Genomic DNA, 12,052 nt, shown 5'->3' on the forward strand with positions numbered 1-12,052 from the left:
TACCTATTTAGATGCACTCTTTCTCAGGGGAAGATCACTTTTATTCTAAAGAACTGTATTATTTTTCAACAAGAAAGACTGGCAGGAAGGTTTTATATTAGCGTTAAACATGAATAGTTGATTCTTATCATTAACAAATGTTAAGAAGTGGCAGCCTAAAAATATTATTAAGGTCGATGATTAAGCTCTATGATTTAGTTTATTAATAGAGTTCAAAATAACCAAACTCAAGGAAGTTATAAATACAAGCATATAGTTATTCACTGGCTTTTAAGTAGGTAAGTGCTTTTAAGCAAATAGTACTTTTAAAAAAAATGACTTCGATTAAAAATATAAAGACGGTTTAAGTAAGGCTTAGCTAACAAAAAAAGTGCTGTAAACCTTAAATAAAAAGCGAAGTTTACAAGCCTAAGTCAGATAAGCTTGGAAAATCATCTGGTCTACTATTCCCTTCCCACGTAAACAATCGATCTTTTTCATCGATAGCTAAATCATTAATACACGCAAAGCGTTTTTGCATTAACCCTAGCTCATCGAATTCCCAATTTTCATTACCATAAGCACGAAACCATTGATTTTCAACATTACGGTATTCATAAGCAAATCTCACTGCGATGCGGTTTTCAGTAAAAGCCCAAAGCTCTTTCACTAACTTGTAATCTAATTCGTTTTGCCACTTATTAGTCAAGAAATCAACGATCTCAGCTCGACCATTAATGAAATTAGAACGATTTCGCCATTCACTATCTGGGCTATAAGCGAGAGAAACGGCTTCAGGATTTTTATTATTCCAACCATTTTCAGCGGATCTTACTTTTAATGTTGCAGTAGCGGAACTAAAGGGTGGTAAAGGTGGGCGTGCTGTTTTCATCAGTATGCTTCCTAATAGTTTTATATTTTAATTGAACGTTCAGTAAAGCGGATCATTAAACATTAACAAGATATTACCTATTTACAAGGTAGATTAACCAGTAACAATAAATAATGTTATCCGTTTACCTTTATTTAATTTTCTGAGTCAAAGCAGAGAATTCTTTTTGCATCTGAAGATTATTAAATGGCACTAATTCAGGTGCTTGTAATGCCATTATTTTATCAAATAACTCACTGCTATCAGTAATAAGGTTACTTACTTGAGAAGACATAGTAACAGTATTTAAGGTATTAACAGCTAAAGTATAATCTTCCACTAACAGGCTGTGAGCCTTAGACATACTACTTAAATCTTGTTGCATACTCACTTTATATAATTTAATGGCTTGCAAGGTTGTATTCTGACTCTTTAAATTTAAAGAGTAAGACTTCTTGTGTTTTGAAGATGCTTTACGTATCTCATTTTTAGTTGTTTTAATTAGACTGTTTTGCTTGTTCTGCAACTCATCAATACGTGGAATATATTTATATTTTAAATCAGTAATATAGCGTTCTTGAATATAAAGTTGCAGCTCCAACAACACCACATACATACTGTAATATTTTTTAGCGTTATTAAGATCTTCGCCGGAAGTCGCTGTGATCTTAGCAAATGAAGAAGCGATTTCACTAATCACCGGGAAAATAGTTGTCATGGCTAGAATATCATTAGCATTTACTCGTACTAATAACGCTTCAACTTGTTCAAATGAAAGCTCTGTACCAAACTTATTAAGGCGATTTTGTACTACTTCAATCATCTTTTCACGATTTTGTTGGTATGCAGTAATATCATCTTCATAGTCTTGTTGCTTTTGTACTGCGTCTTGCTTGTCTTCACCAATTAAAATGACCGACTTTGATTTTTGTTGAGAAGCTTTTTCTTGAAGCTCTAAAATAGTTGAGTCAATTTGTGCAATACTATTACTGGCATCTTGTACGATATCATCATTTAAAATACTGTAAACATCACCTAACAACGCATCGATATCTTCTTGATATCCTGCTTTATCCTTTTTAAAAAAAGCACTTTCTGGGGCTAAGTTCTTCTCTCCTTTCACTTCAATAATATCAGAGAATCGATCTTCCATTTTGTCCCATGACGATATCGACTTTTGTCTAGCGGCTGACAAGGTTAATAATTCTTGCGTTACTACGTCACCTTCTCCAGTGAGATCAGTATAAAGTTCTGAACTGCTATTTTTAACTGAGTTCCAACCTGTTGATAAAGAGTCCTTCCAATCAGCTTGAGCCGACATTGAAATCACTGTTAAACAGATAAGAGGAATGATTCTTTTCATTTCGTAAATTCCTTTAAAGACGCTATTAATTTCGAAAAAAATAAATAGAATGGATTAATATGATAAAGATGGATAAAGATAATACTAAAATCATCTCACTATTTATACCGATGCTTTATTAGCAAGGCGCTGATTGCAGTAATACCAATGGAATTAAATAAGTGATCATAGATTGCGCAGGAAAAATTAATACTAATAAGGCGTGAGTTGTAGGAGATAGTTGTTCTCACTTCAAAACTCACAACGCAGTTAGGGGTGATTTTAACCAGCAAGAATGATCACCTTATTAATTCTTTTGGTATAACTAGTATTCTCATTACAAAATCAACAACGAAGCTAGGATTCATTTGAACAAGCATAAATGACTGGCTAATTACTTAGAGTGGTATTACTTTTCAACAGATATAAAAAAAGGTATCAAGCTCAGCTTAATACCTTTTTAGTTAACTTAGCATTGAACTATAAAGAATGGATTACCAACCTTTAACAGCGCCACCTTTAAATATTTCAAGTGCAGCTTGGTACACTTCATCAGACTGGTATGCTTTAACAAAGTTTTGTACGTTTTCAGACTTAACATTATCTTCACGAGCAACAATTAAGTTAACGTATGGAGACTCTTTGTTTTCAACAAACAAACCATCATGCTCAGGAGAAAGGTCGATAGAACTTGCATAGGTTGTGTTGATGATAGCAAGGCTTACATCCTCTAATGAGCGAGGTAATTGTGCCGCTTCTAGCTCAATAATTTTTAAGTTTTTCTCGCTGCTAACAATATCTAATACTGTTGCTTGTAAACCAGCCCCTTCTTTAAGCGTTAATAAACCTTGCTTCTCTAATAAGATTAAAGAACGACCTAGGTTAGTTGGGTCACTCGGTACTGCAATTTGATCGCCATCTTTTAATTCGTCTAATGATGTTATTTTGCTTGAGTAACCAGCAATTGGGTAAACTAATGTGTTCCCTGCCACTGCAAACTTGTAACCACGGTCAGTAATTTGTTGATCTAAGTAAGGCTTGTGTTGGAATGCATTTGCATCAATCGAACCTTCGTCTAATGCAGCATTGGGCGTGATGTAATCAGAAAAAGTCACTAATGAAACCTCTAATCCATATTTTTCTTTTGCAACTTTAGCCGCTATCTCAGCTACTTGTGCTTCAGCACCAGCAATTACGCCAATAGTTACTTTAGTGTTATCAACGACAGCAACTTCTTTTTCACAACAACCCACTAATGCGAATGTTGATGCAAGACCTAAAACGGCTAGTACTTTTTTGATATTGAAGCTCATAAACTTTCCTTTTTAATGTAATTATTAAATGTCATTTTAAAATGACACTTTAAAACTTAATTTTTCTTAATTTTTCTTAATTGAGAATATTTAACGACTGAAATGAGACGTTAAAGGCTGAATCACAGCTTAAAAATTTAACGATGATCGACACGTTTAACAAGGTAATCACCAAGTGATTGAATCATTTGTACCATTATCACCAAAATAACGATTGTTATCATCATTACTGTTGCGTCGAAACGTTGATAACCATAACGAATACCAACATCACCAAGCCCACCACCACCAACAGTACCAGCCATTGCAGAGTAGCCAACTAAGGTAACTAAAGTAATCGTTACTGCGTTAATAATGCCGGGTAAGGCTTCTGGTAATAGCACCTTATTAATAATTTGAATTGGTTTTGCACCCATTGCTTGTGCAGCTTCTACTAAACCACTTGGCACTTCCAATAAAGCCCCTTCTACAAGGCGAGCAATAAAAGGAATTGCACCAATAGTTAATGGCACAATGGCAGCTGCGGTGCCAATTGATGATCCCACAATAAAACGTGTTACTGGAATCAATGCCACCAATAAAATAATGAAAGGAATTGAACGGCCAATATTAACCACTACTCCAAGTACTTTATTTAAAAACGTATTTTCTAATAAGCCATTCTTTTTACTCAGGTGTAACAACACTCCTAGAGGAATGCCCACCGCAAAACCAATAAAGCCAGAGGTAAACACCATCACTAATGTTTCCCATAAAGAGTCTACTAAGAGCTCAATTAAGCGAGTATTTTCCGCCCACCACATAGTTACTGCATTAAATGACATAGCCTAGCACCTCTAGTTCAATTTTTTGTTCTTTTAAGTATTGGATTGCTTTATCTGCACATGCTTCTGAACCAATGAATTCCGCTAGCATAAGACCAAATTTAACCCCACCTACATAATCCATATTTGAACTTAATATACTGATATCAATATTGAATTCTCGTGCAACATGGCTTATTACCGGCGCATCAACAGAAGCACCTGTAAACTCTAAGCGTATCAATGGAAAACTATTTTCAATACGTGTTGCTTGTAAACGTTCTTTATAATCACCAGGAATAGACAGATCTAACGTTGAACGAATAAATTCACGTGCAAGATCTGTTTTAGGATGTGCAAAGATGCCACCTACAGAACCATTCTCAACTAATTTACCATCACCAATAATCGCCACTTCTTGGCAAATACCTTTTACCACGGCCATTTCATGCGTGATCAATAAAATCGTTAAATTTAACTCTTTATTAATTTTACGTAATAGCTCTAGGATGGATATAGTCGTTGCAGGATCTAACGCGCTAGTTGCTTCATCACATAACAACACTTTAGGATCTGAAGCTAAAGCACGAGCGATAGCGACACGTTGCTTTTGACCACCACTTAAATTTGCTGGGTACACATCACGTTTATCAGCTAACCCAACTAACGCTAACAACCCTTCTACTTTGCTTTTTATCTTACTTTTTGATTCACCTGCAAGCTCTAACGGTAATGCAATATTATTAAAAACAGTACGAGAAGATAATAAGTTGAAGTGTTGAAAGATCATGCCAATTTTACGACGAGTCTGTGTTAACTCTTGTTCAGATAATTGAGTTAAGTCGATACCATCAACAATGACTTCTCCACTCGTCGGGCGCTCTAATAAGTTAACACAGCGTATCAACGTACTTTTACCTGCACCAGAAGAGCCGATTACGCCAAAAATACTACCTTGCGCTATAGTCAGATTAATATCAGAAAGTGCATTAATCACTTTATCGCCCTGATAAAATACTTTGTTTACATTTTTTATTTCTATCATCAGATTTCCTGAAATTAAATATTGCTTACGTTTCAAACACCACAGTAAATTAGTGTTCTCCATCGTAATTACTCGTGCATAATAAGCCATCTAGACGTCTAAAGCAATTGATGATTATATTGAAATAAAGATATATTAATTTTAAGTATTAAGAGGAAAAAAGATTAGATTAAGAAGTAAACGATTTAAATTATTTCTTGTTAATAGGATTATCTTATTTAATTTGATAAAACTAAAAAATAAGCAAAGAAATAAAAAATAAAGTATTTAGCTTTGAAAAAGTATAAAGCTTTGATAATGAAGTTTTAAAAGAAAACTATTTTAACAGCTGACCACCTTTCTCAGAAATTGCACTTATTATGCGAATTTAGGTCTGGTTAATGAAAGCAGAATTACATTTAGAATCATAAGGTACTATTTTTTAGTATGCAGTGCCGTTAGTGTTGCGTAGTTCAAGGTGAATTATTCAAGCAATAACGGGTTATTAAGAAATAATTTAACGCAGAAAGCCACGGAAATAGCGGTTTTATATCGCTTTGCTTATCCAGAACTGGGGTTAGATAATAAAGTGAATAACTAAAACACAAAAAAAAGCACCATACGATTTGTATAGTGCTTCAATAGTCATTTGCAATAGTAGTTAGATAAAAAGCGTTAAGCTCAAATCACATTACTTCTTGAAACGACGGAAACCTAAACCAGCTAAACCAAGTGCAAGAATTGCAGTTGTTGCAGGTGCAGGGACATCAACAACAGAAAAGTTCACATCAGCGACTTCTAAACCTGTTGCAGAACTAGTACCACCGCCTAACCAAGTGATTTGTAAAACATCACCAATACTTGCTGCTGCAGAATCAAAAGAAAAACTATTAAAAGTCCATTCAATTGTAGTCGCAGTAGGTTCAAATAAACCAGATAGTGAAGTATCTTGCGTTAGGTTTAAAATTTCAACTGTTGCACCGATCGCATTATTACGAGCACCAGCAAAGAAGCTTAATACTGCTTCTTGACCAGCTTCAATAACAGAATCTAAAGTGAACGAAGCTGTCAACGTTTCATTACCTATATCATCGTTTACTTCAATTGCACCAGGAATATTTACTTGTGCAGTTGAGGCATCGTTATCATGATCATAAGTACCGCTCATTCCACGAGGTCCAGCACTTGCAAAAGTGTAAACTTCGAAACCTCCGCCGCTTGTATCAGCCCAAGTTACATCCGTTGAATTTTGTAATGCTGAGCTACCACCACTAAAATCTTCAGAGAAGATTAAACTAGCGTTAGCTACATTGAAAACACAACTTGCAGACAGCAAAACTGTAACAGCCGTTAATTTTGAAAAAACTTTTCTCATTTGTATATCCTTTATTACCTTCACTTTCTTTCCTACTATTAGAAAGAATCTCCATGAAATCTCATTTATAACTGGTTATATTGTAAGCGAATATATTGTCATATCAACTTAATATACTCATAAAGTATGATTTGACTTAAAATTCATCAATTACCTACAAATAATTAAGTTTTAAGTTAAAGATCATCTAAACAACAGAAAAAAATCACTCCTAAAGTAGTATTTAAATTTTTAAAAATAATTGACATAAAACCCAAAATACAAATATTAAACGATTAAAGAAATAAACCGTTCGATTATTCGCGACTAAAAGTAAAAATAATTAGCCCAAAAAAAGTCATTAGCTGTTTATTGCAATGGGAAAGTGCTTAGTCATTCTGGATATTTATATAAAAGATATCGGCACACGAGGAAAGCGTATTTGAGAAACGAGGAAAACTTATGATGGGTAAATTTATATCGAAAAATGTATGTAATTCGAACAACAAATAGTAATACCTCCTCTCTCTAACTTATGCTGTTCGACCTAGGAAATATATCAAAAAAGACCAAATATTCTTAATGAAAAGACTCAACTAATAGCCATACAGATATAAAAATAAAACCAGATTATAAAATAGAAAACATATTAAAAATTCTTTTATTAATAATTAAAAACAAATCATGTGACAAACTAGCTATACCCTCACATTGGGCCTAAACAGCTTAAAATATGGCCTTAGTTGATTTTAATTCATTCTTTAGTACCCCACAATTAGCTTTACATCTCAACAAAGAAAATTAAATAATAAAAATCTACGAACGGTTTGAATATCAATCAAATATAAATTATTGTAGTTAGTATCATACAGAGATGGAACGCAAGTAAACTTTCTCAAAATGTAGTAGTAGGATATAGATAAAGTATAAATGTATGAGCACAATTTTTTAACTTATAGGGCCTTAACTAAAACTCAAACACATGCACGTTAATAGTTTAATTAACGAACAAACAATTGAGCTATCAAATTTATTTGGATAAACGCTTATGTCTTCCGATCAAACCTACTATCTGACCATTGCATTAATTAACCTTGTTTTAGCATTTGCCGGAACACGCATTAAAAACACCGAAGAAAATACTAAATCAACACAATTTTTAGTGGGTTCATTTTATGTATTCGCTATAAGCTGGTTTTTATACTTTTTAGAATTAACCCTTTCAATCAAAATATTATCTGCAATATTATCTTCCATGTTTATATGGGGGATCACTGTTTTCAGCTTTAAACGCTGCAAAGTAGATACCCCATGGCGGTTAATTATCTGTTTGTTTTTAACTAATATTATTGCGCAAAGTTACTTTATTTTAAATGACAACATAAGTGGGTTATTACACACTTCAAGTATATTTATACCTATCGCATTTTCTTTATGCGGCTATCTATTTTTAAAAAAGAAAGCAGATAGAAATCCTTCTGATATGGTCATTGTATATAGCTATTTCATTATGATAGCAATGATCATTACTCGGTCTATTCTATTAGAAATGTCACCAGAAGCATTCAGTATTACAATGGCTCCGACTCAAATTATCTGGCCTGTTTTTTCAGTTATTTCTGGTATTTTTTTCTTATTAAGTTTCGCAGAAGAAGCACAAAAAAAATTAATAACAGAATCAACTACAGATACGTTAACTGGCTTATTTAACCGTAGAATGTTTGATGAGAAGTTTAAACGACTATTACCTTCATTATCTCACGGTAAACATTACGGAGCCTTATTGTATATTGACTTAGATGGATTCAAGCCAGTAAATGATAAATATGGGCACAATATTGGTGATAAAGTACTAGTAGAGTTTGGTTCGAGATTAAACGCCTCATTACGAGATGAAGAAGTCATTGCTAGAATAGGCGGTGATGAATTTGCTATCCTAATTAAAAATACAGGTCAAAACCAAACCACTGCTTATCAATGTGCTTATAAACTTGCACAACGAGTACAAAATTTAATGAAAGAAGACATCGATATAGATGGGTTTAAGTTACAAATTGACTGTAGCATCGGTGTTCATATCTTAACGCCCGATGCAAAAGATGCAGAGTCAGAAATTAAAGCCGCTGATGCAGCAATGTATCAAGCTAAAAAACGTATGCACTACAGCATTGTTTTCTCAGAAAACTTAAGTCCTTACAAATATAATCTAGCGAAAATAGGTATCACTGAAACAGCGAGTGATCGACAGGAGATAGATAACCTACTTTATTCATTACTCGATAAACAAATAGATATAGCGAGTGGCTTCCCGCAATTAATTCAAATGGTATCATCGTATTTTAAAGACGAAGTCGCCGCCAGTAAAAAAATACATTCAAATTTAAGTAAAAAACAACGTATTGACCATATCGAACTGTTAGATTCATTACAAAAAATCAATATTAAGAATAATGATTATACAATGTTGAAGAATCTACTAAGCTTTATTAAACAGCTTGAATCGCATAATAAAAAGTATAAACACAATGACAATATAACAATCTAAGGCCATTTTTAACGACAAGTTAGAGAGACTTCTATTACAACCCTCTATAAGTATGGGGGGCTCAATAAAGGGGCTAATACGAAATTTAAGCTATATAATAAAAATTCATGATCAATCATTAAACGTCAATCATTCTCTTTTTAATAAACTACTTTCTACGGAATACACTCGTATTTTTTATTTCATATTTAAGATTGCTAGCGCTATAAAATGAGTCTAATAATACCAATCACAATAAATAGCTTATCTATTTTACTGGTTAAAACAGCCCACTACCTTTAAGTTCACATTTAGATTTATCAATACAATCAGTATTTCTATTTTACAGATGGATTTAAATTAGAAGAATTGAAATTGATTAATACTGGTTTCTATTTAGGAAAGTCCAAAGTAATAAAAAGTGACTTAAAACTGCTAAATAGAGAGATATCTATCCACATCAGAATTAAAGAAATGACCATTTAAATTTATTATGAGTAATAAAAACAGAATAACTTTGTAAATCAGCTTTTATATATGTAGTTATCGGCAGGTAATTTAGTAAATTTGAAGTGTATTAGGAAGGAGAAAATTAAATACCTACTTCCGATATGGAAGTAGGTATGAATAGTTATTTAATCAAAAGATAAAGCAGTGATTATAAACCTAGTGTTTCTAACGTTTTTAATGTTAGAGCACCTTGATTTAACTTCTCATCTTTTTGGTATGCATTTACAGCAGCACGAGTTTCTGCACCGTAAACACCATCAATATTAGTAATGTTGTAATCTCTACTTTTTAGCTCTCTTTGTAATTTAGAAACAACATCTTCTGTTGTGTTAGTTTCACACAGAATTTCCTGCCATTTTAAGTATGACTCAGCAGTTTTTACCGTTGTATCATAAGTTTCATATACAGCTGGAGTAGTTGTTTTTGTTTCTTTAGCAGGAATATCTAAAACACGAGTTTTAACCATTTTACATATTGCTGGAATTTTAACTTCTTGAGTTGAAGCAGCTGTTGCCAATACGTTGCTGGTTACCGTTTTGTATACAGCAGGAATTTTAACTTCTCTAGTAGTAGCAGCAGTCACTAATTCTTTTTTCGTAATTGTTTCGAAAATAGCAGGTGTTTTAACTTCTTTTGTTGTAGCTGCAGACACAAGCTCTTGCTTAGTCACTGTTTTGTAAACAGCAGGAGTAATAACCGCTTTTGAAGTTGGTGCATTATCTAATGCTCTTGTTTTAACAGTTTTGTAAACAGCAGGTGTTTTAACTTCTTTTGTATAAGCTTCTTTATCTAATACCGTTGTTGTTACCGTTTTGTAAACAGCAGGCACATCGACTAGACACATAATCTCACCAGTTGAGTTATCAACTTTTTCAATTTCGCCGCGACCTTTTTTCCATTCTGTATGAGCAGGAGATACTAGTACCTGCTTAGAAATAGTTTTATAAGTAGCTGGAACGGTAACAAGTTCAGTCTTTTCAGGCTCAACCATAATACGTTCACTAGTTGTTTTGTAAGTAGCAGGCATTGTTACTAATGCTGTTTTCTCAGGCTCAACCATAATGCTTTCAGTGACAGTTTTGTAAACCGCAGGAACTGCAACTAACGCAGTTTTTTCAGGCTCAACCATAACACTTTCAGTAACTGTTTTGTAAACTGCAGGAACAGGTACTAATTCAGTTTTTTCAGGCTCAACCATAATACGTTCGCTAGCTGGCTTGTATGTAGCAGCAACAGGAACTAGTTTAGAGCTTGCTTCTCTAATTGTTACTTTTTTCTCAACTACTTTATAAGTAGCAGGAGTAACAACAATTTGAGATTGTGCTTCTTTTAATAAACGTTGAACTGGATCTGTTCTGTATTCCGCAGGCACTAATACTTTTGCATAACATTCGCCAGCTTTAGCATTAGGTGGAATTAAAGAATTACCAACAGCAAATTGGTCAGTAGCTCCAGGAGTAGTCATTGAACTTAGTGATGCAATTTTAGTGTTTTTTGCTTGCAGCTCTTCATTTAGTTTTTGAATCTCTTGATTTTTCATCGTTAAAGCTTCATTTGAAGAATCTGTTACTGAACACCCTGTTACAGTAAGCAGAACCGTTGCTGCGATAGCCGACATTTTAAAGTTATTTTTCATTGTTTTTCCCTTTCGTTGAATATACAGAGTATTTTATCACAAAAATAACTTTTAATTAGCTATTTAATTCCATCTTCGTGATATAGTTCATCTATGTTATAAAATTATAAATGGAGTTTAATTTGAAAACACTTAAAGTACTATTCACATCTTCGATCCTTAGCCTAGCTTTAGCTGGTAATTTATACGCTGAAGAAAGCACTGGCGACTGTATTATGGTTCCAAATTTGAATGTTGAATTCAAAAATGATTCTACTGTATACATGACAGCCGATGAGAGAAAAGAAATAACTGAATTTGCAAAATTTATTAAAGACACTGATCTTTATGCAGTAATCGAAGGTCATACAAGCAAATATGCTACGGCAACTTACAATGCTAAACTGTCTTCTGATAGAGCAATTAAAGTAAGAGCTGAATTAATTAAATTAGGCGTTAAACCTTCTCAGGTTAAAGCTATCGGGTTTGGTGAAAGCTCACCATTATACGATAATAATACTGAAATCGGTGCTCAGAAAAATAGACGAGTAATCGCTGAAGTATTTAACAGCGCTGCTGAGTTATCTGAATATACATCATCAGAAAAAACTCGAATTGCTAGTATCAAATATAAAGAACAATAATTAAGTTAAGCTTTTAATCCTTGATTTTAAAAGCTTAATAAACACTAGTGTTATACATTTTACGAAAAATATT

Annotated in this window: 9 protein-coding genes; 2 read left to right on the forward strand and 7 right to left on the reverse strand. The window is 33.3% G+C overall.

Annotation, left to right across the window (positions count from 1 at the left end):
* Positions 1-400: 400 nt before the first annotated feature.
* The 6 genes from GQR59_RS13240 to GQR59_RS13265 all read right to left on the reverse strand — a co-directional run bounded on the left by GQR59_RS13240 (position 401) and on the right by GQR59_RS13265 (position 6,707).
* On the reverse strand, positions 401-871 hold the full coding sequence (locus tag GQR59_RS13240; protein WP_160063450.1) for a nuclear transport factor 2 family protein: 471 nt from the start codon (positions 869-871) through the stop codon (positions 401-403).
* Between the two features lie 130 nt (positions 872-1,001).
* Positions 1,002-2,213, reverse strand: a complete 1,212-nt coding sequence (locus tag GQR59_RS13245; protein ID WP_160063452.1) for a hypothetical protein — start codon at positions 2,211-2,213, stop codon at positions 1,002-1,004.
* A gap of 473 nt (positions 2,214-2,686) precedes the next feature.
* Complete coding sequence (locus GQR59_RS13250) at positions 2,687-3,505, reverse strand: MetQ/NlpA family lipoprotein (RefSeq protein ID WP_160063454.1); 819 nt, start codon at positions 3,503-3,505, stop codon at positions 2,687-2,689.
* A gap of 137 nt (positions 3,506-3,642) precedes the next feature.
* Entirely contained in the window at positions 3,643-4,329 is a 687-nt protein-coding gene (locus tag GQR59_RS13255; protein ID WP_160063456.1) for a methionine ABC transporter permease, read from the reverse strand.
* Positions 4,319-5,353: a methionine ABC transporter ATP-binding protein MetN gene (gene metN / locus GQR59_RS13260; protein WP_160063458.1), complete on the reverse strand. Its 1,035-nt coding sequence runs from the start codon at positions 5,351-5,353 to the stop codon at positions 4,319-4,321. Before metN ends, GQR59_RS13255 begins: the two co-directional genes overlap by 11 nt.
* Positions 5,354-6,023: 670 nt before the next feature.
* The gene (locus GQR59_RS13265) at positions 6,024-6,707 is read right to left on the reverse strand and encodes a PEP-CTERM sorting domain-containing protein (protein ID WP_160063460.1); all 684 of its coding nucleotides are present in this window, start codon (positions 6,705-6,707) and stop codon (positions 6,024-6,026) included.
* A gap of 1,027 nt (positions 6,708-7,734) precedes the next feature.
* Between GQR59_RS13265 and GQR59_RS13270 the strand changes: the two genes are divergently transcribed.
* A complete protein-coding gene (locus GQR59_RS13270) occupies positions 7,735-9,231 on the forward strand; it encodes a GGDEF domain-containing protein (RefSeq protein WP_160063462.1) in 1,497 nt (498 codons plus the stop codon).
* 637 nt (positions 9,232-9,868) lie between these two features.
* Here the strand turns inward: GQR59_RS13270 and GQR59_RS13275 are convergent.
* On the reverse strand, positions 9,869-11,356 hold the full coding sequence (locus tag GQR59_RS13275) for a peptidoglycan-binding domain-containing protein (protein ID WP_160063464.1): 1,488 nt from the start codon (positions 11,354-11,356) through the stop codon (positions 9,869-9,871).
* 122 nt (positions 11,357-11,478) lie between these two features.
* On the opposite strand from GQR59_RS13275, the gene GQR59_RS13280 reads away from it, so the two are divergent.
* Positions 11,479-11,979 carry an OmpA family protein gene (locus GQR59_RS13280; RefSeq protein ID WP_160063466.1) on the forward strand — a complete coding sequence of 167 codons (501 nt, stop codon included), beginning with the start codon at positions 11,479-11,481 and terminating at the stop codon, positions 11,977-11,979.
* Positions 11,980-12,052 lie beyond the last annotated feature (73 nt).

It is taken from the genome of Psychromonas sp. L1A2 (assembly GCF_009828855.1).
GTDB lineage: Bacteria > Pseudomonadota > Gammaproteobacteria > Enterobacterales > Psychromonadaceae > Psychromonas.